This is a genomic window from Methanosarcina sp. Kolksee (assembly GCF_000969945.1).
Lineage (GTDB): Archaea > Halobacteriota > Methanosarcinia > Methanosarcinales > Methanosarcinaceae > Methanosarcina > Methanosarcina vacuolata.
In genome coordinates this window covers 1,890,104-1,913,750 of sequence record NZ_CP009524.1, presented here as the reverse complement: position 1 = coordinate 1,913,750, position 23,647 = coordinate 1,890,104, and the positions used below count along the sequence as shown (strand labels likewise).

Genomic DNA, 23,647 nt, shown 5'->3' with positions numbered 1-23,647 from the left:
TGTCAATTAACTCACATTTTCAGGCAGCTTCGACTGCTTTTTGAGCTCCATTAATTTTTGTTCCATTTACAAGTGAAAGTGCTTCACAGGGAATATAGACTTTACCAGTTGCTGGAGCGTAGACGACTATTCCTTCTAGCTCATGAGCTACGCCATTCTTGATAAGAATATTCGTGTCCACTGGCAGTCTGGCATCTCCAATTTCCAGCACAGGGTTTGAGGAATCTGTCATGTTCATCAAATATTCATCTTTATCCAGTTTCCCATCTCCGTTGTCTTTGGAGAAAACTTCCCCCACTTCAATAAAGAGATTCGAATTGGTCTTGTTAAGGTCAAATCCGAGGTCTTTAGCTATATATCCTGCAATTTCGGTATTATCCATATGGCCTGTCGGATGGTCAGGACCATAAGCCCATAGAGGAACATCGTCTCCAGAATGCCCGTGAGTAGTCCAGCCAATTACTGTGTGATTGCGGCTTATTACCTCGCTGATGGCATAGTCAAGTGATAGGCCTTTTCCATCGTTGTAGAGCTTAAGAATTTCAGCTATATCCTCATCAGTAGCATCAATGCCCCACCAGGTCTTTAGCTGTTTTTTGATATTTTCAGATGACAGATCAGTCCCTATTTTTGTCTCAAGGCCAGTGGAACTGAGTTTCATACCTTTGAGAGGTGCAATAACATCTTCTACGGTTGTGGATGTATAATTGGGATCAGAGTCGCTGCCAATAGTCATGCCGCCTGTATTATGATCCGGGAAAACCAAGACTAGAGTATGCCCGTCCTTTTTAGCAAAGTCAACTGCAACCTTAACAGCTTTGTCAAAAGCCAGAAAATCGGTTACAGCATAGTTAGGGTCATTGGCGTGGTCTGCCCAGTCAACCTGGCTGCCTTCTACCATCAGGAAGAAGCCATTTTTATCCTGAGATAGCAGTTCGATGGACTTATCTGTCATTTCTGAGAGAGAAGGCTGTTCAGGTGCAAGTGAAGAACGATCGATATCCGGCATCATGTGGCTACTGGCAAAAAGACCCCAAACCTTTCCAGTGGTCAGGTTCATCATTTGATCTCTGCTGTCAACATACTGGTAGCCTCTTTCAAGAAGTACTTTTGTCAGGTTTTCTCCGTCAGCCCTTTTTCCTCCCCCAGTTACAGGTGTGAGATAACTGGAACCGCCGCCAAAGACCACATCAATATTCTCATAAACCATCTGTTTCATGATTTCGGTTTCATTATCTCTGTTATCTACGTGAGCAGCAAAAGCCGCAGGTGTGGCATGGGTAATACGAGAGGTTGCTACAAGTCCTGTAGCCTTGCCTTCGAGCTTTGAACCTTCAAGCACTGTTGCAAGTGGTCTGTACTGCAGTTCTTCAGGTGGAATTTCCAGTGTACTTAACACAGAGCTATTGCTCGGTCCGACGCTTACAAAACCGTTAGTAGTTTTATATCCTGCAGCAAATGCGGTTGCAGCTGAAGATGAGTCAGTAATGACTGAGTCAGTGCTATAAGTAGAGACTGTCCCAGTCACCATATTGTCAAGCTCAAGAGGCTTTCCGCTATACCAGCGAGCTAAAGTCTCCACACTTTGAGAACAACCATCAGGAATCAGGACAATCACGTTCTTTATTTTAGCTTCCGGCGTAATAGGAAATTCGCAGTTAGTAGAGTTCGTGAAATTAACGCTATAATTCGAATCAAATTGTACAGCTGCTGCAGAACCAACGTTTCCCAGCAGCAAAAGTCCCAGTATTGAAATAATAAATAAAGTATCTGTTTCCTTAGTCTCCATAGAATTACCTCAACTTTTAGAATAATTTTTTAAGTTTCGGGTCTAACACAATATAAAAAATACAAATCCCATTTTTAAAAAAGAAGCCATCTGTATTTGAATCTTTCACATATAGAACATATGCAGATTCATACTCAATATTTGAGAAAGGTCTCTATGTAAGACTATTTTACGGTACCAGCTATTTATTAAAATATTTAGATTATATACTCGTTTATACTTTGATTTGTGGTCGTGTCCCTAAGTTATTGAACAGGAACTCTAAACGTTAGTAATTCCTTTAAACTCCATTTGTGATCTGTTATTTCTTTGTGTCTGTTATTCGAAGAATTTCACGTGTGTTTTGAATGGAAAGTACCTACTGCCATTTTGTATGGTTCTAACGATAATCTGTCTGAATGGGGCGAGATTTCAGCATTTACAGCGAGGTATCACTAAACAATTAAAGTCCTGGACCACGGGGAGCATTACTTCCATACGGAAGAGAAATTGAAGATATTTGATAGATGGGCAGATGAAAAGCTGCTGTAAAACTTAATGGCATAACGTAAATAGAAAAGTACCCAGTCTCTTATTCTTTGCCCATCCAGTTATCGAATAAATGAAACTTCACAGACCGATAAAAAAAGAAAAGTAATAAATGCCGGCTGGTCGATATATCTACTTTTAATAGGATTTGATACGATGACTCACATTATTGTCGATCAGGATCGCTGCACAGGATGCGGCCTTTGTGTAAAGATGTGCTCTTCAGGTATTATCGGTCTGGATGATGAGTCTAATCTCCCCCAGGTACAGGAAGCAAACGTTTCACACTGCCTCTACTGCGGGCACTGTGAGGTTTTCTGCCCATCTCAGGCACTCACCCTGAATTTCCTACATGATGAAAAAGTTCTTCTTCCTTCAGATGCAGGCAACATCTCTCCTGAGGATGTGGCTTTCTACCTCAAAAAACGCAGGTCTATCCGGCACTTTACCCGGGAACCCGTGCCAAAGGAGAAAATCCTTGAAGTCCTCGATATTGCCCGCTACGCCGCGTCCGGAGGTAACGGTCAGCCGGTACAGTGGCTGATAATCCATGATCCAGAAGAAGTAAAGAAGATTGCCGGACTCACAATCGAATGGATGGAAAACCTGCTTAACACCGACCATCCTATGAGCGGGTTTGTGCCGATGCTTATTTCAGCATGGGAACAGGGAATCGATGTCATCTGCCGTGGTGCTCCACACCTGCTTTTCGCCCACATCCCGGAAGACAACCCTATTGCGCCTACTGATGCTATCATCGCCCTCACACATTTCGATATCGCTGCACCGGCATTCGGGATAGGGACATGCTGGGCTGGCTTTGTTGCGGCTGCTGCCATGTCCTATGAACCTCTTCAGAAGGAACTGGGCTTTCCCGTAGGACGGAAATGTGCCTACGCAATGATGTTTGGCAATCCTGAGTACAGGGTTTATGGAATCCCCCGCAGGAAGCCTCTTGAGGTTATGTGGAAGTAAGGTTGAAATATTTTGAGGAAGCGCCAAATACTATGATAAAAATTGCCGTTCTCCTGGGAAGCTCTTGAATGAACGGCGACACTACTATTTTGCTTGGATCAAGGCCCAGACCAAAGCCTGGCTCGACTAACTTTTCCCATATACTGACATGGACCTGAGGCCAGAAGTACCGGAATTAAAGGAGTCTCTTGAATCAAAAGAGCCTATTTATCCTCACTGTATTAATTTACACATATGAAAAATTATCATACATATAATAACTGCTGCCGAGTGACTGAGTGACTACTACCAGTTTTAAAGCTGATCATTGAAGGCATCAAGAATAGTTCACGAGTCTTTATTAAACACCTGTTTTATCAGCGCCCGTCAAACCTGATAATAAATCCTGTCTTAGATTTACACTCAAATCCAGCATTTTCGTAAAACGGTATAGCTTCTTTTCTTCCCGTAAGGAGCATAATTTTATAACAGCCTTTTTCTCTAGCTATCTCCTGCGCCCTTTTTAAAAGTCTTGTTCCAATCCCCCTTTTTCTATAATCTGGATGCGTCACAACACTCTCGATAATGGCATAAGGACTTGCGCTCCTTGTCAGGTTCTTAATAATAATCATTACGCAGGTGGATACCAGTTTTCCATCTACTTCGACCACAAGGTAGTGCTGACTCGGGTCTTCCAATATTTCTTGCCATAGCTTTTTGAGTTCAGCATCCTCTACAAGATCTGGGTCATCCTTGTTCAGGTATTTATAGAGGTCCAGCAGTTCTCTCAATTCATGTTTTTGAATATAGCGAATAATTTCACTCATAGTCAGTCCTTTTCCTTAAATATTCAGGAGCCTGCGGAATTTTGTGCATCATACCATAAGACCTGCCAGACGGGTAGTACTCGGCACCGAGCTGGATTTTACCCGCCGTTTTTTCATCTGTCATGTATTCAACAAATGCAAGCGCCATATCAATTCCAGCAGAAATGCCTGCCGAGGTCCAGATATTCCCATCCCTTACGATTCGATCCTCCACTACCTCCACGTCACCCATGTCTCGCAGTTTCTGGAGTGAAGCCCAGTGGGTAGTGGCTCGTCTGTTTGAGAGCAGGCCGGCACTGTGAAGTATGAATGTGCCAGTACAGACCGACAGCACAGCTTGGCAATGTTCAGCCTGCTCGGCAACGAATTGGATCAGGCACGGGTTATCAACTTCTCTCTGTGTACCTTCTCCTCCAGGCACAAGGAGAAAATCAAGTGGAGGGCAATCTGTAAAGGTGACATGAGGATTTATGGACATTCCTTTGCTGCAGATTACGGGAGCGGGATTTTCGGCAACCATGAAGCATTTCTCAGGTCCCTGGGCAAATTTGCTCCAGAGTGATATTATTTCCCAGGGGCCGACAAGGTCCAGTTCTTCCAGCCCCGGGAAAATCAAAAATCCGAAATTCATGCCACAAAGTTTGTGGATATTTTGTAAATAAGTTTCTCTTATTATGGACTCAGTTCCAAAATTCGTTTTCGTTTTAATTTTTTTATTGTAGTTATATTACATATCCAGGAAACACACTATTTCATTTCATTTTTTAAATTTTTTCATATTACATAGTCATTTTCCTTTACTAAAGCGAGTTAGAATTACCCAACGTTTAGCTTATATCTGAAATGCTTTTGTATCATCTATTGAACTTTCATACAGTTCTGGATCTGCGAAATTATTTCAGGATATAGTAAAATTCTCTTGGGTTTATCAATCCTCTTTTAAAACCCCGTTTGAGTATACTGGAAGATGTGTATACAGAACAGGCCAGGAGGACTGATGAGGCGACTGTGAGGTCTGTTGAGAAGGCTGGCTATAGGCACTGTATGGTTGGTCATAACCATATACCTGAAATAGATGGTTTCTAGTAAATTGTAGAGGTTTCAGCGGTTATTACTGGAAATAAAGAACTGTCTTAAGATCTAGGCCTATATAATCGTCTCCTAGTCATTATTTTTAAGCTTACAAAAAATGAGAACAATTATCAATGAATTTACAGTGTTATCATCTTTTAGGTAAGAAGATAAAGCTTTATCAAGCTTTAAATTTTCATCGCGTTTTTTATTAAATTTTTTGAAAATAAGTATGCTTATAAGGTAATTTCTCCTGTAATTTTTTACTACGTGTACTACCAGATAAATATAAAAAAAAACAGGAGGAAAATATGAAAAATAATAGAAAGTCCATATGGAAAATAACAGTATCTGTTTTTACCGTATTAATGATACTAGCTTTATTGTCTCAAGGAGTCTGTGCAAAATGTGTTGTAACCAAGACTCCTCTAGGTGCAGGAACTCCACCAGCAACAGAACGTCTAACAGGTGGAAATAATCGTATTGATTATACTGCGGTAGCCGCTTCGAATACTGATCCTCGAATAGTACGATTTAAGGACCTATCAAAAGGTACAGAGACATATATCAGATGGGACTTTGGGGATGGAACCTCAAAATCAGGAACAAAAATTACTTCATCACTAAAATATCCAGTGCACAAGTATTCAAAGACTGGTTTTTACATAAGTTGTATGACCATAAAGTGTAAGGGTTATAATGGAAAACTGTGGGTTCATAAAAATATTGTTATTTCATAAATTGGAAAAGTTGGAACTTACTTACCATTTCCAGCTTTTATAAAAAGTGTTTTTATATTGGGCTGATACCAAAACTCAAAATTACTTATCGGATCCTGTATTTTTAGTTATTTACAAAATATCAGGTCATGAAAAATAACTCACGAAAACAACTTTAAGTTATATTTAAATTAATATGTTTTGGAATGGGCTCAGTAATAACATTTTTATTAAAGTCTTGGTTGAAATCGTAATCATCCAATGTTAAATTAATATTACTATCTATTTCGTACTATTTTTGCATTTACTCGATTTCGTACTATTTCTGCATTAACCCTCTTGTCAAAAGAAATCAGATATTCATGTAGTCTATTTAATAATTGCTCCAAACAAATATACACTCAAAAAACTCCGAATTCCTGGCATCACAGCAATTTAATTATTGAGCATAATCTTTGGTAGTTTTTCATTAATAGATAGCGATTCAGAGTTAATATGTGATCAATAACTAAATTTTCAAGAAACCCGCTTATAGTTTACACCCCAGTCTTTTTAAAATCTATTAACCGAAGACTACATAGGACCTTAAATATCTTCAAAAATCTGTTTCATAATGTGTATTACTTTATTTATATAGTTTACATATTTATTTTTCAAAAGATTTTATTATAATCTATTAAAGAATATTAGATTAGAAAAACCGTCAATTATCATACAAATAACATAAAAAGAGATAAATAAGTAATTTTTCTGTGCTGTTTTTATTTGATTAATTTTATATAAAAAATATATAATTGTGTTTTAATGGGAAAACAAGGAACAAAACCAAAATTCACTGATATTTTCTGTCCTGATTAAAATTGCAAATTTCATCATATCACTGGGAAATGAAATATCATAGACAATGGCAAGTATCAAATCAAGAACAAAAGAGTTTGCAAATAGACCTGCCTCAAATGCGGTAGTGTATTCAATGATCGAACAGATATTTTATTTGATAATCTTCGTAAAGATGAATTCATTATCAAGTTAGCCTTGATAATGGCTTAGGACTTACGCACTTGAGGAACAAAATCAATTACGTCAACGACTGTGGAGAAATGCAAACCACTGGGTCTTTAAACGCACTGATATTCTTTGAATAACAGGCACAAAGGACAGAAAGTACTCCACTTTACCCTTCTTTGACTATCGACCTCGTCATTACCTTGGGTAGTTGTCCTAATTTTGGTTTTTCAAACCATCGCTAAACTCAGTAGTTCCTATCAGGTATAGTTCCTAATGGCTGAAATAGCCAATTACTTTTTCTTCATTAATAACTGAAATATTACATATTACGAGTTTTCCATCAAAAATATTTATTTTTAAACTATTCCTCGTACACCAGAAATCAAAAATACCATTTGTTTCAAAAAACTTCGTTAACTTCTGCTATCCAATAATTCTCTATTTCATGATACTGTTTGGCTACTATGTTCCACTTAACTGTCTGCGTAGTTGCTTATCTCTTTACTGAATGTACTCTTTTAATCGACGCAGAAACGACTTAATTGGCATTCCCTTAGTGATTTTATTCCCCACTTTACAGATTTGCCAATGTCTTCATTGGCTACGGATCTCATTTCATGTGCTGTAATTTCCAGTGTAGGGGTCAAGGAGTCGTTTTTTTGCACGCATTCGGATTCATTGATCCTGCATAATTAATTTTAGGTCGAGAATATTGAATCTATTTTGTAATTGGCATTCGGAACCTGGATAAATCGGAACTACTGTATTCTTAGAAAACTATATATTTAAGAACCTGAAGGAGATCATATATATTATATGAAAACAGAAATAGTGCTAATTAACCTCAGGCAAGCATATTAGAGGTAGAATAATAAATAGCATTAAGGCTCTGTAACGCATTATTTAAAAGAGCAGAATAAACATTACAGGTGTAAGAAATACTTTTAGTTAATGGAAAAAATATTAAGTTATTATATATGATTTACTTTGTATTTATTAATAAGGAATAACTTAAATAATGCCTTTGACTATTGAGCGTATTCACAATTCACTGGAGAAATAACTAACTGAAAACCGCAACCTATCGGTTGCAATCAGTGGAAAAGACCCAAGAGTTATTTCATCATGTAAAGGGTTTCCCACGGCATAGAATCTTATAATCATATCAAGACAGAGAGGATGACATTCATGGACTTTGAAAAATTACGACATGGGACCGAACTTATCAAAAGGGGCTTTGCAAGAATGCAGAAAGGGGGTGTAATCATGGATGTTACAAACCCGGAACAGGCCAGGATCGCAGAAGAAGCTGGAGCAGTTGCTGTTATGGCCCTCCAGGCTGTTCCAGCAGATATAAGAAAAGCGGGTGGGGTTGCCCGGATGGCCGACCCTGAGATTGTCCAGCAGATTATTGATACGGTTACAATTCCTGTAATGGCAAAAGCCAGGATCGGGCACTTTGTCGAAGCCGAAATTTTAGAAGCTCTCGGTGTTGACATGGTGGACGAGTCTGAAGTCCTGACCCCCGCTGACCCCTACTTCCACATAGACAAAACGCAGTTCACCGTGCCTTTTGTCTGCGGTGCCAGAAACCTCGGAGAAGCCCTCAGGAGAATTAACGAAGGAGCAGCCATGATCCGAACTAAAGGAGAGGCTGGAACCGGAGATGTAAGCCAGGCAGTTAAGCACATGAAGCAGATTCAGGGCGAAATCCGTGCACTTGCAGGGAAGACTAAAGAAGAGCTGATTATGGTTTCAAGGGAAATCGAAGCTCCGATAGAACTTGTAGTCGAAACATCAAAAATGCAGCGTCTGCCTGTGGTAAACTTTGCAGCCGGCGGAGTTGCGACCCCTGCGGATGCCGCTCTCATGATGCGCCTTGGTGCAGACGGGGTATTTGTAGGTTCAGGCATTTTCAAAGCCGAAAACCCGGAGAAAATGGCAAAAGCCGTTGTTGAAGCCGTAAACAATTTTGACAACCCTGCAAAACTCGCAGAAATATCAAAAGGCGTGGGTGCAGGCATGAAAGGCATCAGCGCAGATACGATCCCTGAAAAAGAAGCCCTTCAGGAACGCGGTTGGTAACCCCCTGAGTTCCGCCACCCGAGTCCCGTCTCGGGAGGACGGTGCCCTTTTCGCTCACTTCGTTCGCTCAAGAGGGCTGAATTATAATGAAGATACTGAACTGAGCTAGGAGGACTGAACTATGGGCAAGAAAGGCTATATTTCCAACTCTCTGAGGACGGCTGATTTACCCGAATTTTGTTTTGGGTCAGCAGAGGGCGCAATCACAGGTCTTTTTAATATGTGATTGCCTGCAAGCCTTTTGGAAAAACTGCTTGCTCGCAAGCTTTTTTAAGAGGCTTGATCGAAAATCCCTTGAAACGGTGTGATAAACCGGTGCAACGGTTGAAATTCAATTTTTAAAAATGGATTCTTTCTTACGGGCTGTAAGAATAAATCAATTAAAATTTTTTATTTTCGGATTAACAGGTAATGAATTAATTCTGGAAAATGGTGTTTTTCATGAAGATAGGTGTAATCGCTATTCAAGGAGCGGTTTCTGAGCATATTGATGCTTTGAAGAAAGCCCTCAAGGAAAGAGGGATAGATGCAGAGGTAGTTGCGGTAAAGCATAAGGGTGCTATCCCGGAGTGCAGCGGAATTGTGATTCCTGGCGGAGAGAGTACTACACTTTGCAGGTTGCTTGCCCGCGAGGGGATTGCAGAGGAAATAAAGGATGCGGCTGCAAGAGGAGTTCCGATCCTTGGGACCTGTGCAGGTTTGATTGTGCTTGCAAAGGGAGGCGACGAGCAGGTTGAGAAAACCAGCCAAGAATTGCTCGGAATTATGGATACAAAGGTCAACAGAAACGCTTTCGGAAGGCAGAGAGATTCTTTTGAAGCCGAACTTGAGGTCGAGATACTTGATTCTCCTTTTACCGGCGTGTTTATAAGGGCTCCCGGAATCATGAGCTGTGGGCCTGGGGTTCACGTGCTTTCCAGGCTCGATGACCTGATTATTGCTGCAGAGCAGGGAAATGTGCTGGCTCTCGCTTTCCATCCGGAATTAACCGAGGATTTACGGATTCATCAGTACTTCCTGGATAAAGTGTTTAATTGTTAAATTCAGAAGGGCTTTCGGCTTTACTTCTGGCTTTTTTGGGATTTCTTTCAATTTAATTTACCTTCTGCTAATTTTATTTATTTTCCTTTCATTTTCAATTATTGATGATTGTTTTTTTATTATTACTGTTTTATTTTCCATCTGACCTTCCGCAGGTGTCTTCAAAATGATAACATGTTTTTCTGCTATCGTTTTTGGAAAATTATTTGGAAATCTGCAGTTATTATCTCAACTGAAGCTTCGGGAAATAGGTGCTGGAAGTTTTCAATGAAGGCAAAAGGCAGAAAATTGTGGGATGTTTCAAAAACACATGTTTGAGTAGACAGGACGGTTTTCAGAAAAAACGATAACAGGAAAAATTGTGAAAATTGAACGGGCATCTGCGGAAAGTAAGTTAATCTGCGGAAAGTAAGTTAAAAGCAATAGAGAAGGGAAAAATGCAAAAATCCGTTGAAAAACAACATTAAAAGACACAATTCTTTAATTGGTTTACTTTCTATGCGAGGGAGAGTTAAGGTTAATAAAAAGAAATGCAAGAGGATATCGAAACACTAAGTATTTTATTACTATGATCTATCTAAAATTAGGAAAGTTAGATTTCAAACTACCCATATGAAATGACGAAGAGCCTAAATTCTTAAATATGAAGTTTTCCTCAGGAAAGTGTTTGTACATATAACACTACTTAACAGTTTCTATTTTATCAAAGTAATACTAATTTTTATCTAATTACTCCAATTAATAAATATGGGGAATAAATATACTCAAATCATAATGTCAAGTATGTTAGGCTTGCTTATGATTACAAATGTTGCTGATGCAGAAACTTATCTAAACTGGTGTGGTGAAGAGTGGTGGGTAAGAAGTGGAACTGGTAATCCTGGTGGTAACTACTGGAGCAGTTCCAGCAATAATGTTTGGATTGATGAAAACCAGAAACTACACCTTACAATCCAGAAAGTCGGAGATATCTGGTATTCAACAGAAGTTGACACAACATCTACTGACTATAGCTATGGTGTATACAAGTGGACGGTTTCATCACCAATACTGAATCTCGATCCGAATATTGTAGCTGCTATGTTTTTCCGCCATAACGATACCAATGAGATAGATATTGAAGCTACTCAGTGGGGCTGGATATGCAGTGACAGACTTAGTTATAGTGCCCAGCCAAATGCATACCAGAGTGCAATAACTTATGACTCTCCTTACCAGAACGCTACAGACGTAACATACAGTTTTGATTGGGAGCCAACGTATGTCCACTTTACTGCAAAGCTTTCTAATGGAACTGTCATATCTGACTGGAACTGTACAGACCAGACAAGCATTCCGCATGTAGAAGGTGGAGTTGCGATGCAGATGTGGCTTATGAATCATTTAGCGCCAATAAATGGACAGAATGCAGAGATGGTTTTATCTGACTTTAGTTATGTGCCATCTTAACTGAGGCGAAAGACTCTTTCCTTTTTTAGTTTTTAGACACGTTCTCAGGGCACAACTCATTCAATTTCGAAAACGAAATGAGACAAAATTAGCAAATTTTTCTGTTTCTACTTACTGAGCAAATTTTTCTGTTTCTACTTACTGCCCAGGATGCGCAGTATTTTTTTGAAAATAAATATTTTCTTCGGATAGCATTTTTAAAACAGATACCAATAGTTTAATCTTTTAATCACATTTGGTGAATAAAGGATGATATATTGATTTCTAAATATACTATATAGTTACTTATCATTTAGATTCGGTTGAGGAATCTGTTAACCTCGAAATGACTACTGCAACCATCTACTCATCCAAATTTATATTTTTAGGTTTACAACCTAACTTTTACAGTTAAATAAAAAATAAGGTATCCTCTTCAAATTCAATTGAAAATTTTCTAACTCGAAAAATATGCAACAATTTTAGAATACAGTTATACAGTTTAATACATCGCATGAGGTTGTTTTCTAGACTTAGTCAAATTTTTAAATTTTCAGCAAATACATGAAATTTACTTTTATCCATAAAATTTGAGGATACAAAAATTGGGTAAAATTTATATCAAAATATGGAGAAAAGTAATCCGGCCAAAATGGGGAAAAGTAATCAGGCCAAAATGGGGAAAAGTAATCCGACCAAAATGGGGAAAAGTAATCCGACCAAAATGGGGAAAAGTAAACCGGCCTTGATAAAAATATATATTTTTGCGAATTTTTATCAGATCAATAACTTGATTGTAGCAAAAATTAATGGAATTATGTAGAATATATAACAAATTTTTAGAAATTTATAGGACTTGTTAAGCCAACTTGGGTAAAAATAAGAGAAATATTCAGTATTAATTAGTGGGTGCTGTCAAAATAAGATTACAAAATCAGCAACAAAAATAACATATTTTTGAAGAATCGTATCTTAACCGACTCCAAAAGAGTTGCTTTTACCTTCTGTATAAGAGTTTAATAAATCCATGTTTGATTGAAAATCGATATCTGTAAAGATTATTAAATATAAAATTTTTCTGCGGAAAGCGAGTTACTGAGAATGCTATAGATTTAATTTTTAGTAAATATCTAATGAGATTATCCAAACTAACTTTGTTCTCAAAAAGAGAGAGTTTTAGAATTACTTTTCTGATTAGAAGCTTGATTGATTCTCCAAAGTTCTATATTTTGAAAAAAATCTTTGATTTTTGGGATCAACTTGTATATTTTCATATTAATAAAATAGCACTCTATTTAATAGCAAGTTTTATTATTTTTTATGAAATATATGATTTTTTATTACAAATACTTCTATATACTAAAAATCTATGTATATTACTACCCGGTAAGTAGTTAGAGGGTAAAAATAGGACTGTATATATATAGATAATTACAATTTATGGGTATTACTTTAAAAAGTATAGTATTAGAGAACAGAACCAATAAATTATTGCAGTATATATCAGGAGAAATTGAAAAATGACAACCGTTCTGCCCTCAAGGAACAACGTCATCGCGTTTGTGCCAGCTCATAATGAAGAAGATATAATCCGCTCTACCATTGAATCCATTCTTACTCAAACAGTCAAGGTCGATGTTCTTGTAATAAGTGATAACAGTACGGATAATACAGTGAGCATAGTAAGAAGTATAGCTGCGACTGATAACCGCGTAAGTTTGATAGAAACTGTTGGAAATAAATTTAAAAAATCTGGAGCACTTAATGCTGCCTATGAAAATGTTGATCTGAATTCATATGATTACGTGTTATCAGTCGATGGTGATACAGTCATAGCTCCAGATCTTGTTGAGCAGGCATTAATCGAATTTCAACTGGACCCCCTGCTTGGGGCAGTGTGCTCTCGCGCCGGTGTAGTCAAACAGGAAACTAATGGATTTTTTGAAAAGTTAGTATATCACTGGCAGTATGTCGAATATGCAGAGTTCGACAGAAGCCGAGTGAGTCAGGATAGGGGAATTAAAGTCGCACACGGGATGTGCACGGTATATAAAGTGAAAGCAATAAAAGCAGTTATGCAAAAGCGCATCGATACCGGAAAAGTTGACTGCACCGTGTACGATGTGCATAATATCACCGAAGACTACGAGTTAACGATGACTCTAAAAGAACTTGGTTACCACACAGCTTCAGGCTTTGGGATGCTTGCCTGGACAGATGTCCCATTAAAACTAAATGAGTTATGGAAACAACGGGTTCGCTGGCTTCGTGGGGGACTTGACACATTGTGGGAGCACGGATGGAATAAAAGCACCAGAAAAGACATCCTGAATGCTGGATTTTTCTGGATTATGTTGGCTTTCCAGATTCTTTTGCTACACTATGCTTTTTATGACATAGTGACGGGTGTTTATCATCCCAATTGGATATTCTTACTGGTAATGATTTTAATGTACGTGGACAGTGTTTACACACTTCGATATGTACAGAATCCCAGTAATTGGGACTATCTTGTAAGAATAACATTTATTCCTCAGATTTTTTATGCATGGTTTACTATTGCTCAGCTGGTCTATGCATACTACCTCTTCCTCTTTAAACCGAATCAGGATTGGTAATAATGTCATTGACCTACTACCTGAATACGATTGGCATGTATCGCGTACCGGATCAAATTAATATCTGGCATGTATTATTAAAGCAATATTTACATATTATTTGTACGTACTGCGTGTATTATCAATTTAATAACTGGCATATGTTGTTGACGCGGTACCTGCAGACGTTCGTCTCATTACTGGTTTCGGCGGATGTTACTATAAAATTATCAAAAGACATCTACAAAACAAGAATTTTGCAGAAGAATCGAAAAGGGTTGTTAGTATTAAACTGGACAATCTCCAAATGGGTTCGTGAAAAAGCATATCCAGAATTCAACAAATACGCCTCGCTGTTAATAGATAGCGGCAGAGTCCAGAAAACTACAACATTCCTAGTAGGTTTACTAATGCTCATCTTTGGCATCAGCCGCATTTTTGTATAACTCCATAATGTTGATCTGCAGTACCTGTGGCTAAATATCAAATAATGGCAACATGCAATGTTTTATCTCATGGCAATACACAATTTAATGTATACAGTGTGCCTGTATACTATAGGCATCTGATATACGACAGCTATAACTCACTCAGCTAGACGCAAACAAAGTATCTCTGAAGTATGTAATACGACAACTATAACTCACTCAGCTAGACGCAAACAAAGTATCTCTGAGTCCTGTAATTATTCCCTAAATATAGATAAGAGTCCACAGGTTCATTCTCTACCTGCTACCTTCCTGTTCTCACAGCAAATTATAGAGGAAAGAGACTTACGGTCTTATTTTTCAAAGCCGCTTTATAATTCACTCATCTGTAACTGTGAAATTACTTAGTATAAGTTCAATGTTTTTTCCATCGGATGGAGGATCCACTAACCACAAATTCATTATGACATTTTCGGGCTCCTTCGGAATTGTAGAAATATTTGTATTAGTATAGTCTGCTATAACTGTTCCGTCTGCCTTTGTGGATGTGAATCTTATGTAATTTGGTTTCCACTCAATTCTATAAGTCGTGTTTGTGCCTTCGATGCTCGGTTGAACCCCATACGCCTTACTGTTTCCTTTAATTATTGAAGGTTCTATAAAGTACCATAGTTGATTTCCATTATGGTCACCCCATCTTGAAATTCCCAGATTTAATGCATTATTGTCATCTAAATAAGTACAGAGTCCTACTACACTGTTTTTATCAAATGTGTAAACAGGTGAAGCTACAGTCCACGTAAAAGTACCATAACAGTATGTATACTGGCTGTTTAACATTGTGCATTCCCATTTACTGTTATTATTTACAACTGTTAAGTGCATTCTGTCCTGGTTATCTATCCATGCACCCGAAGTATTCCAGTAATTATTGCCAGGGTTTGCTTTGTCACCTGTCAAATACCAGTTTTGCCCTTTCCAATTAATTACTCCTTTTGAAGTGGACGTGTCCTTTCCTGCCTGGACACGTTCAATATCCGGAGAATCATTTTGGGATGATGAGTTAAGAAGACTCGCAGAAGCCATCACTTGAGAATTAGTCGTGTTCTCGGAGTCATCTGGCACAGGTTCAATATCCAGAGAGTCAATCTGAGATGATAAGTTAAGAAAACTAGCAGGGATCATCACCTGGTAATCAGTCACTTTCTGGGAATCAGTTGGCACAACTTCAATTTGCATATATGTTCCCATATTCGTTACTTTTACTTTTGGTGTGTGACCTATTTTGTATCCCCAAATTTCGTTGATTTTCCTTATGACTCCTTTGTTGTTTACGTAGTCGCCCTGTGAGAGCATCCACTGTTTTGGGGTATTGAGACACTTTTCATTTTTGACTGTCATGACAGGAGCATGTAGAGTTGTGAAATTTCCAACTTTCCAGATACCATTTGCCTGAGTTGCTTGTGTGTAAAAAGCATCCCAAACCCCATTGGTATCTTTAGCAGTTATCCATAGTTTCAGAATGTTTCCGTCATCGCTAAATTTACCTGCACTGAAAGAGAATTCAATATTTTTATGTGTGATAGATGAAGAGTCATCAACCTGTAGAAGAGGTGAATTTTGAATTGTAAAATTATCCGTGTATTTGTTTGCAGTTGCAATATATAGATCGTTGTTGCCTTTGAATGTAAAAAGCGCATAGAGCTTTGAGTCTCCAGGACGATTAATTACTTTTACATGATAGGGGTCGCACTCGCTTGACTGACCAACTACTTGCTTATTAGTGAAATTTATACCGTCAGTTGAAGTATACCTGTATATTACATTTGGATTGGAATCATTATCAACAGTCCATATGTAAAACGTTCCTGCGGTGTTATCGTACAAAACAGTTGTTGCTACTCCATGAGCGATAACTTTCATTTCAGGCGAAACAGTATTACCATCATATGTCCTAACTTTTAAATCTTCTACATTTACATTACCGGTATCGTCTCCAATTACATAGTAGCACATAAGTTTTCCAGTCGCAGGATTGTATACAACATCAGGATCAGACCCATAAACGTTTGAGTCATATTTAGATACAATCTGCTTTCCTATTGGATTTGTTACTCCTGGTGGTACATACCAGAGCAGGCCATCATCAGAATAATATAAACATGCATTTTCATACTTACTATCTGAATATGTACATATTGTTGTAACAAGCATCCACCAGTTGTGGCCAAATACTCCAGATGAATTGTAATATACGGCAATGTGATTAAACTGGTTACAACCGTATGGGTCAGGTATAGATAATGGGAGACGATTTTGGTTTACATTGAGCATACTCATATTTGCATTGCCGTAAGTATCGTAACTATATGCAACTGTATGTGGAAGATTTTCTCCGGTGTACTCACTTAGCGTGATGCCAGGATTAGGCATAATAGCATCCGAAGTGCTTGAATTTGTCCAAATTATTGATCTTGATATTCCCTGACTTTGGAATGATCCATCAACGGTGGAGAAAACGGTGTGCCACCAACCTGTTCCTGAATTACTGCCAATATCAACCAGATTGTCAAGTCTTAAGATAGAGATCAATCTGTGGAGCGAATAGAGAACTATATGACACAAATCTAAATCGACTTCATTAGTCACACCTGCAAGTGGGCCAGAACCAAAAGAAGCATCAGTATATGTACCTACATCACCGGTACCCTTCGAAATCGTTTCATTAACTGCCAGTTCAATTCCGTTAGTGAACGGTTTATTCAGCACAACATTTGCAGAGGAGGTCACGCCTGAACCTGACAATATAAGCTGTCCATTCTTTATAGCTACTGTTGATTTACTACTCCCTTTTTTATAACTGGTCCACTTTGATGTATCTAAGTTGTTTGAGCTGAAATTATCATACGCCCACATGACTGCATCCCCATTTGGAGAATATCCAGGTGTATTATATACATTGAAATATTGTGTACTACCGTCCATGCTGATATTAAGCCACAAATTCTGCTGTGGGTCAATGTAATATGGTAGTGCAGCAGAAGCAACACCTGCTGATGTAAGCAGTAGTAAAGATACTATTAGTAGCATGTAACTATTTTTCATCTGGCTCACTTACAGAAATTTCATTTTGAGTTTAAAGATTCAATTCTAATTATTTTTTACTTTCAGGTAAATGAGCAATTCGATTTACACTGAAATAACTTAACAAGACTGTTAATAAAAATAAAACCGGCTAAAATATCAATTGACTACTGGATATATCAAAATATAGTATACTATTTGGGATAATATCTATATAAAAAACATGAGCCAAATATATTCCGAATGAATATTTGCTTAATAACAAAAACGCACATGAAATTCTTCTAATCACAGGCACAAAGAAATGAAAGTACTTGAAAGAACTTTCATGCTAATAAGAAAAGAAATAAAGCCGCAAACTACAGCTTTACTCAAAACTCAATATTCATGAACTTACAAATGCCCATGCCCGTGTTCACAAGCCGAACCCTCAATCTGTTCCCCTTTAAACCTTATATAAGTCTCATTGATAGAATCCAGGCATTTTGTGCAGACATTTACCTTTCTTTTTATAACTCCTGTTGAAAAATCAGGAATCTGGATTTCCACAGGGTAAACCCTGCCTTTTTTACCGCACAAAACGCATTTGTTTCTCCTGCAGGAGATTTCGTTTTTGTCGATGCTTAAATAGGTCTCCTGGGAGGAATCCAGGCAGGTATCACATAGCCCTTTCCAGACACCCTCAGGATAGGCGAATTTGAGGCGGGAACGGAAAACCCGGACAGGAATAACGCTCGGGAGTGCACGTCCGCAAAGATCACAATCTGTCATTTCTCATATCTCCTTAGATCAGTACCTTTGCTGCTTCCATTGCCCACTGCAAGAAGGGTTCAGGCCAGAGGCCCATTGCAAACACGCCGGCTGTTGCAAGCAGGAGAGCTGCTGCATATGGGAAAGGCAAGCCGATCTTTTTGCCTTCAGGGGGAAGGAAGTACATGTACCTTACAAGCCGTGCATAATAGAACAATGAAAGGGCACTGTTCAGGACTGCAATTACCGCAAGCCAGGTCATGCCTGCCTGAATGGCTGAAGAGAAGAGCACGAACTTGGCCATGAAACCGGAAGTCAGGGGGATACCTGCAAGGGCAAAGACGAAAACCGTCATGCAAAGAGCTACCAGTGGCATTCTCTTCCCAAGGCCCCGGAAGTTGTCCAGGTGGTCTGGAACCTGAAGGTCCCCTGTCCTTTGAGTAGTTATCATCCAGACAACTGCGCCGGCTGCGATAAATGCTCCTCCTTTCATAAAGGCATGGGCAAGGGTATAGAAAATCCCTCCTGTAAGAGACATTGGGGTCATTACCACAAAAGCCATCGCAATGTATCCTGCCTGGGCCAGAGAAGAGTAAGCAAGCATGCGTTTTACGCTGGTCTGAGAGACTGCAACCACGTTTCCGAAGGTCATGGTTACGACTGCCAGAATTGTGAAAGCTAACTGCCAGTCAGGCTGGAGTGCAGCAAGCGCCAGGATGAAAACCCTGAAAGCCGCCACAAAACCCATTTTCTTCGACCCGGCTGCAAGAAGGGAGGAAACAACTGAAGGAGAACCCTGATATGTATCTGGAGCCCACATATGAAAAGGTACAAGAGCCATCTTGAAGCCGAAACCTGCAATGAGCAGCACAACTGCAACAAGCCCGATAGGGTTTTCTGCCAGGAGTGAGGCATTTTCAGCAATCATTGGAATGCTGGTAGTGCCCGTTGCCCCATACACAAAAGATATCCCAAAAAGCATAAGCGCTGAAGAAACTGCACCCATCATAAAGTACTTCATGGCTCCTTCGAGGGACACTGGGTTCTGTTTCTCAAAACCTGCAAGGGCATAGGTAGCAAAGCTTGCCAGCTCAAAGGCACAGAAGAGCAGGATAAAGTCATTTGAGGAGGCAACAACCATCATCCCGAGGGTTGCAAAAAGCACCAGGGAATAAAACTCTTCGGTATGGTCACTGTTTTCATTATACTTAATTGAAGCAACCGAAACAATCAGTGCAACTGCCAGGAAGACCAGTTTGAAGAACTGGGAAAGGGCATCAATGCTGACAGTGCCAGAGAACATCGTAGCTTCAATCCCGAAACTCTGGATTGTCAGAACCAGAGCTGCAAGGACTCCCAGAGTTGCCAGGTAACCAAGAATATTCTTGGTCCTGGGGGACATGAAGACCCCTATAAACAGTATAATCAGACCGGTTGCAGCGACTACAATTTCAGGTGCGAGAAGCATTAAATTTTCCATTTTTTACACCCCCAGGGCAGCCGCGAGAAGCATTAAATTTTCCATTTTTTACACCCCCAGGGCAGCCGCGAGGCTTACTATTGCTTTCGAATTCGTAATCATCATATTAAGCACAGGATTCGGGTTCAGGCCGAAATAAAGCACAAGAAGGGCAATTATTCCCATCGAAAAGACCTGAAGAGAATCGATGTCCCTGACATCCCCGAACTTCTCGCTATAAACTCCGAACATTGCCCTCTGCATTGCCCATAGATTGTAACCTGCAGTAATCACTATTGACAGAAGGGCAAGCAAGACAAATCCAGGCAGGTTGACGTAGCTGAAGGCCAGCACCAGGAACTCGGCAATAAAGCCGGTAAGTCCTGGCAGGCCAAGGGATGCCATAAAACCGAGCATCATAAGTACAGCCAGCATTGGCATCTTCTTTGCAAGCCCGCCAAGATTGTTGATTATCCTTGTCCCCGTGCTTGTCTGGATCGCTCCTGCGGACATGAACATGATACTCATTATAAGCCCGTGGGAAAACTGCTGGAACATAGCTCCTGAAACCGAAAGGGTAACAAGGCCTGCCGAACCCAGTAAAACATATCCCATGTGGCTTAAACTGGAATAAGCAATCATGCGCTTGAGGTCTTTCTGCCTCAGAGCTACAAGAGCTCCATAAAGAATGCTGAAAGCTCCAAGGAAACCCAGCATGGTAATCATAAGCTCAGGGTTGCCAGTATTCGGGAGCATTGGAAGTGAGATCCTGAAAAGCCCGTATCCTCCTATTTTGAGCAGAATAAAGAGTACACTGCCTGCGGTCGGGGCTTCGGTATAAGCATCCGGAAGCCAGGAGTGGAAGGGGAAAATCGGCAGCTTTGCCAGGAACCCGAAAATGATGGAGAGAAAGATTGCATTCCTTAACAGGCCGGAACCTAAGAACTGGAACTGTGCAACAAGTGTCCTTATATCAAAGGTGGGCACTCCGGTCTGCTGCCAGGAAGCATAGAAGAGCCCGAAGATCCCAAGAAGCATTACCAGAGAGGCAACATGCGTGTAGATAAAGAACTTATAAGACGCATGGGCCCTCTTTTCTCCTCCCCAGATGTTTACCATGAAGAAAAGAGGGATCAGGGTAAGTTCCCAGAATATATAGAAGACCATGAAATCAAGGGATACGAAGACTCCTATAACTGCAGCCTGCATGGTAAGAATCAAACCGTAAAATCTGTTAGGGGATTCCCTGTCTTCCTTCCAGCTATAAAGGATCAGGAACGGGATAACTATTGCATTCAGGAGGATAAGGGGCAGGGAAACGCCATCAATTCCAACTGAATATTTAACTCCCAGCAAGGGGATCCAGTCTATCGATTCAAAGAACTGCATGGCAGCCGTACTGCTGTCAAAGTTCAGGTAGGCATACAGGGTAAGGCCAAGAGTTGCAATGGACCCTAAAAAAGCCAGGCCTGCAGCCTGATCTTTCGTTTTTGTGAAAAAGGTAACTGCTGCAAAAATCAGCGGCACCAGAATCAACAGTGATGCGACCGGCAGCATCAGAGTACCTCCATTATTAATTTAACAAGTATTATTAGCAGGCTGACACCCACAACTACTGCAATTGCATAAGTCTGGACAACTCCGGTCTGGACTCTCTGGAGCTCCTCACTTACACCGACTGTAAGAATTCCGATTCCTTCCACGATACTGTCAATGATAATATCAAGCACTTGAGAAAGGAAAGCAATGACTCCGTATACGATTCCAAGCGAGAAGAATTCAGTATAGATTTCATGCTGGTAATAGCGCTTGTAGAGCAGCCTGTAAACCGGGTTCTTCATGGAAGCAAGCGGCCCGAATTTAATTATCCTCAGATAATAGATCACAAAAGCAACTGCAAGACCTGCAACGGCAACTATCATCGGAAGCCACTGGACAAAGAGAGATTCGCTCCCTGCTGCCCCTACAAGCTCATTTCGACCTAAGGCTGCAAGGCTTCCTATGTCAAGATTCACGAAGCTGTTTGCAAATGTTTCTTCAAGGAAATCCATGAACCCTGTTTTTGTCAGCCCCCCAAACACTAGGGAAAAGATTGCCAGAATTGAAAGTGGTATTGTCATAATAGCGGGGGACTCATGTCCATGGTAGTCACTTCTCGGCTTCCCTGTGAAGGTCATGAAGATCAGCCTGAAGATGTAAATCGAAGTTAGGAGTGCAGCCGCAATTGAGAATGCATAGGGAATCCAGTTGTTGCTGTGCTCGCCAAAGAGATAGGCAGCCTCAATAATCGCATCCTTTGAGAAGAAACCGCTTGTCCCTATTGAGGTCCCGGGTATTCCGAAACCTGCCAGAGCCAGGGCTGCAATTGCCATAGTGGCAGCCGTAACTGGCATTACCTTTCTTACGCCTCCGAGTTCCCTCATGTCCTGGGTGCCCACTGCGTGGATTACACTGCCTGCACAGAGGAAAAGAAGGGCCTTAAAGAAAGCATGGTTGATCAGGTGGAAGAGAGAAATGCCTACTGCTTCAAGCCCGATTGCCGAACCGAGGCCAAGGCCAAGCATCATGTAACCGAGCTGGCTTATGGTCGAGTAAGCAAGCACGCGCTTGAGGTCGTTCATTACGATTCCCATCGTGCCTGCAAAGAGCGCGGTAAAACCTCCAAGGTAAGCAACTACCATGAGGGTATCAGGGGCTGCAATAAACATGGGGAAGGTTCTTGCGACCAGATAGACACCGGCAGTAACCATTGTTGCGGCATGGATAAGGGCAGAAACGGTTGTTGGGCCTTCCATTGCGTCAGGAAGCCATACATGCAGAGGGAACTGGCCGGACTTTCCTACGGCTCCTCCAAAGAGGAGCAGGGTGATGATGGTAAGGTGGCTTACTTCAAAACCAAAAATGTTCGAATGAAAGGCAGAAAGCTGCGGGATATAACTGAAGATTTCGTCAAAACGGAGCAGGTATGTCCCTTCCTGGAATCCGCCTGCAAGTTTCAGGAGGTCGGAGGTCAGTACAATTATCCCGGTAAGGAACATCACATCTCCTATCCTGGTTGTCAGGAAAGCCTTCTTGGCAGCCGCTGCAGCCGAGGGCCTTTCGAACCAGAAGCCAATTAAGAGATAGGAACACAGCCCTACAAGTTCCCAGGAAACAAAGAGCTGAAGGATGTTGTCCGAAAGCACCAGGGAAAGCATTGCTGCGGTAAAGAGTGCGGTTTCTGCAAAATACCTGGATTCTCCCGGGTCACCTGACATATAGCTAACTGCATAGATATGGATCAGCAGGCTCACAAAAGAGACCATTGACAGCATTACTGCGGCCAGGGGATCAATCAACACTCCTATATTGAGCATTGCAAACCAGGGATAAGACTGGCTTATAACCTCGTCTGGGTTTGCCAGCAGCCTGAGAGTAATCATTAAAGAGATTACGAAGGAGGCGGCAATTGCCAGTATAGGGACAATGGCACCACCTGCTGGCATTTTCCTGCCGAAGAAGAAGGTGATTACAAAAGCCAGTGCCGGAAGCAGAGGAATTAAAAATGCGAATTCTTCCAGAGCCGTTTTTACCACCTCAGGATCTTGAGCTCGTTAAGGTTGATCTTATCGTGCATTCTATAGATTGCCATGAGGATTGCAAACCCGACCGCTGCTTCGGCAGCTGCAAGGGCAATTGAGAATATGGCGAAAACCTGCCCGTTCAGGGTATCCGTGTAGCTGGAGAAAGCTACCAGGTTAAGGTTTGCGGAGTTGAGCATGAGCTCAATGCACATAATCATCCTGATGCCGTTTTTATGTGTCATTACGCCATAGAGTCCTATTGAAAACAGCAGGGCTGCAAGCCCGAGGTAAAAGATTAAAGGAATCATTGGTTTCT

16 protein-coding genes are annotated in these 23,647 nt (G+C 40.4%); 7 read left to right on the top strand and 9 right to left on the bottom strand.

What is annotated here, in order from left to right; genetic code table 11:
* Window positions 1–19 precede the first annotated feature (19 nt).
* Window positions 20–1,789 carry an alkaline phosphatase gene (locus MSKOL_RS07890; protein WP_048155012.1) on the bottom strand — a complete coding sequence of 590 codons (1,770 nt, stop codon included), beginning with the start codon at window positions 1,787–1,789 and terminating at the stop codon, window positions 20–22.
* A gap of 684 nt (window positions 1,790–2,473) precedes the next feature.
* Between MSKOL_RS07890 and MSKOL_RS07885 the strand changes: the two genes are divergently transcribed.
* Window positions 2,474–3,292 (top strand): nitroreductase family protein, encoded by an 819-nt coding sequence (locus MSKOL_RS07885; RefSeq protein WP_048155008.1) that lies wholly within the window; start codon window positions 2,474–2,476, stop codon window positions 3,290–3,292.
* 356 nt (window positions 3,293–3,648) lie between these two features.
* On the opposite strand, the gene MSKOL_RS07880 is transcribed toward MSKOL_RS07885, so the two are convergent.
* Together MSKOL_RS07880 and MSKOL_RS07875 are read right to left on the bottom strand one after the other, a co-directional pair.
* Entirely contained in the window at window positions 3,649–4,098 is a 450-nt protein-coding gene (locus tag MSKOL_RS07880) for a GNAT family N-acetyltransferase (protein WP_048155004.1), read from the bottom strand.
* Complete coding sequence (locus MSKOL_RS07875; RefSeq protein ID WP_048155001.1) at window positions 4,091–4,729, bottom strand: DJ-1/PfpI family protein; 639 nt, start codon at window positions 4,727–4,729, stop codon at window positions 4,091–4,093. The genes MSKOL_RS07880 and MSKOL_RS07875 overlap by 8 nt, the downstream gene beginning before the upstream one ends.
* A gap of 751 nt (window positions 4,730–5,480) precedes the next feature.
* On the opposite strand from MSKOL_RS07875, the gene MSKOL_RS07870 reads away from it, so the two are divergent.
* From MSKOL_RS07870 to MSKOL_RS07845, 6 genes are all read left to right on the top strand, one after another.
* Window positions 5,481–5,909 carry a PKD domain-containing protein gene (locus MSKOL_RS07870; RefSeq protein ID WP_048154998.1) on the top strand — a complete coding sequence of 143 codons (429 nt, stop codon included), beginning with the start codon at window positions 5,481–5,483 and terminating at the stop codon, window positions 5,907–5,909.
* A gap of 2,175 nt (window positions 5,910–8,084) precedes the next feature.
* Entirely contained in the window at window positions 8,085–8,981 is an 897-nt protein-coding gene (gene pdxS, locus MSKOL_RS07865; protein ID WP_048117964.1) for a pyridoxal 5'-phosphate synthase lyase subunit PdxS, read from the top strand.
* A 441-nt stretch (window positions 8,982–9,422) separates the two neighbouring features.
* Window positions 9,423–10,022, top strand: a complete 600-nt coding sequence (gene pdxT, locus MSKOL_RS07860; protein ID WP_048154995.1) for a pyridoxal 5'-phosphate synthase glutaminase subunit PdxT — start codon at window positions 9,423–9,425, stop codon at window positions 10,020–10,022.
* Window positions 10,023–10,796: 774 nt separating this feature from the next.
* Entirely contained in the window at window positions 10,797–11,471 is a 675-nt protein-coding gene (locus MSKOL_RS18735) for a glycoside hydrolase family 16 protein (RefSeq protein ID WP_156151004.1), read from the top strand.
* A gap of 584 nt (window positions 11,472–12,055) precedes the next feature.
* On the top strand, window positions 12,056–12,199 hold the full coding sequence (locus tag MSKOL_RS19985) for a hypothetical protein (RefSeq protein ID WP_156151003.1): 144 nt from the start codon (window positions 12,056–12,058) through the stop codon (window positions 12,197–12,199).
* Between the two features lie 771 nt (window positions 12,200–12,970).
* Window positions 12,971–14,068 carry a glycosyltransferase family 2 protein gene (locus MSKOL_RS07845; RefSeq protein ID WP_048154990.1) on the top strand — a complete coding sequence of 366 codons (1,098 nt, stop codon included), beginning with the start codon at window positions 12,971–12,973 and terminating at the stop codon, window positions 14,066–14,068.
* A gap of 785 nt (window positions 14,069–14,853) precedes the next feature.
* Here the strand turns inward: MSKOL_RS07845 and MSKOL_RS07835 are convergent.
* The 6 genes from MSKOL_RS07835 to fpoK form a co-directional block, all read right to left on the bottom strand.
* Window positions 14,854–17,565: a hypothetical protein gene (locus tag MSKOL_RS07835; protein ID WP_156151002.1), complete on the bottom strand. Its 2,712-nt coding sequence runs from the start codon at window positions 17,563–17,565 to the stop codon at window positions 14,854–14,856.
* 387 nt (window positions 17,566–17,952) lie between these two features.
* Complete coding sequence (locus MSKOL_RS07830) at window positions 17,953–18,330, bottom strand: F420H2 dehydrogenase subunit FpoO (protein WP_048154975.1); 378 nt, start codon at window positions 18,328–18,330, stop codon at window positions 17,953–17,955.
* Between the two features lie 13 nt (window positions 18,331–18,343).
* Window positions 18,344–19,789 carry a F(420)H(2) dehydrogenase subunit N gene (gene fpoN / locus MSKOL_RS07825; protein WP_048154971.1) on the bottom strand — a complete coding sequence of 482 codons (1,446 nt, stop codon included), beginning with the start codon at window positions 19,787–19,789 and terminating at the stop codon, window positions 18,344–18,346.
* Window positions 19,790–19,837: 48 nt separating this feature from the next.
* A complete protein-coding gene (gene fpoM / locus MSKOL_RS07820; RefSeq protein WP_048154967.1) occupies window positions 19,838–21,325 on the bottom strand; it encodes a F(420)H(2) dehydrogenase subunit M in 1,488 nt (495 codons plus the stop codon).
* Entirely contained in the window at window positions 21,325–23,343 is a 2,019-nt protein-coding gene (gene fpoL, locus MSKOL_RS07815) for a F420H2 dehydrogenase subunit FpoL (protein ID WP_048154964.1), read from the bottom strand. The genes fpoM and fpoL overlap by 1 nt, the downstream gene beginning before the upstream one ends.
* On the bottom strand, window positions 23,337–23,639 hold the full coding sequence (gene fpoK, locus MSKOL_RS07810; protein ID WP_048120046.1) for a F420H2 dehydrogenase subunit FpoK: 303 nt from the start codon (window positions 23,637–23,639) through the stop codon (window positions 23,337–23,339). Before fpoK ends, fpoL begins: the two co-directional genes overlap by 7 nt.
* Window positions 23,640–23,647: the final 8 nt, after the last annotated feature.

Coding starts and splice junctions, on each gene's coding strand:
- MSKOL_RS07890 (WP_048155012.1), bottom strand. CDS start 1,789: ATGGAGACTAAGGAAACAGATACTTTATTTATTATTTCAATACTGGGA.
- MSKOL_RS07885 (WP_048155008.1), top strand. CDS start 2,474: ATGACTCACATTATTGTCGATCAGGATCGCTGCACAGGATGCGGCCTT.
- MSKOL_RS07880 (WP_048155004.1), bottom strand. CDS start 4,098: ATGAGTGAAATTATTCGCTATATTCAAAAACATGAATTGAGAGAACTG.
- MSKOL_RS07875 (WP_048155001.1), bottom strand. CDS start 4,729: ATGAATTTCGGATTTTTGATTTTCCCGGGGCTGGAAGAACTGGACCTT.
- MSKOL_RS07870 (WP_048154998.1), top strand. CDS start 5,481: ATGAAAAATAATAGAAAGTCCATATGGAAAATAACAGTATCTGTTTTT.
- pdxS (WP_048117964.1), top strand. CDS start 8,085: ATGGACTTTGAAAAATTACGACATGGGACCGAACTTATCAAAAGGGGC.
- pdxT (WP_048154995.1), top strand. CDS start 9,423: ATGAAGATAGGTGTAATCGCTATTCAAGGAGCGGTTTCTGAGCATATT.
- MSKOL_RS18735 (WP_156151004.1), top strand. CDS start 10,797: ATGTCAAGTATGTTAGGCTTGCTTATGATTACAAATGTTGCTGATGCA.
- MSKOL_RS07845 (WP_048154990.1), top strand. CDS start 12,971: ATGACAACCGTTCTGCCCTCAAGGAACAACGTCATCGCGTTTGTGCCA.
- MSKOL_RS07835 (WP_156151002.1), bottom strand. CDS start 17,565: ATGCTACTAATAGTATCTTTACTACTGCTTACATCAGCAGGTGTTGCT.
- MSKOL_RS07830 (WP_048154975.1), bottom strand. CDS start 18,330: ATGACAGATTGTGATCTTTGCGGACGTGCACTCCCGAGCGTTATTCCT.
- fpoN (WP_048154971.1), bottom strand. CDS start 19,789: ATGGAAAATTTAATGCTTCTCGCACCTGAAATTGTAGTCGCTGCAACC.
- fpoM (WP_048154967.1), bottom strand. CDS start 21,325: ATGCTGCCGGTCGCATCACTGTTGATTCTGGTGCCGCTGATTTTTGCA.
- fpoK (WP_048120046.1), bottom strand. CDS start 23,639: ATGATTCCTTTAATCTTTTACCTCGGGCTTGCAGCCCTGCTGTTTTCA.